Origin of the sequence: Mesorhizobium sp. M8A.F.Ca.ET.161.01.1.1, from assembly GCF_004792105.1 — a bacterium.
GTDB lineage: Bacteria > Pseudomonadota > Alphaproteobacteria > Rhizobiales > Rhizobiaceae > Mesorhizobium.
Window position 1 is genome coordinate 1 of record NZ_SRTD01000530.1, and the last position, 279, is coordinate 279.

Genomic DNA, 279 nt, shown 5'->3' on the forward strand with positions numbered 1-279 from the left:
GTGCCATCTGCGTACGGATCAGCTGCAGTTTCGGCGGCATCGCGTCCTCGATCTGCTCCAGCTCTGCGGCCAACGCGCGGTCAGCGTCGTTGTCATCCTCGGCGACCGGTTGCCGAGCGGCCAGCGCCGAGGCCAGCTGCTGCAGTGCCTTGCGCACGCGCTCACCGGCCGCCAATGCCAGCGGATCGCCGGCATAGCTGTCCACCTGGTCGCGATGCGCGCCCAGGGCCGACAGATGACCGAGCAGGGTGTTGGACAGCGCCAGGAAACGGAAGCCGG

1 protein-coding gene is annotated in these 279 nt (G+C 68.8%); it reads right to left on the bottom strand.

All coding sequences use genetic code 11. From position 1 onward, the window contains the following. Positions 1-279 (bottom strand): hypothetical protein (locus tag EN804_RS36880; protein WP_210237411.1); only part of this gene is annotated, 279 nt, incomplete at both ends.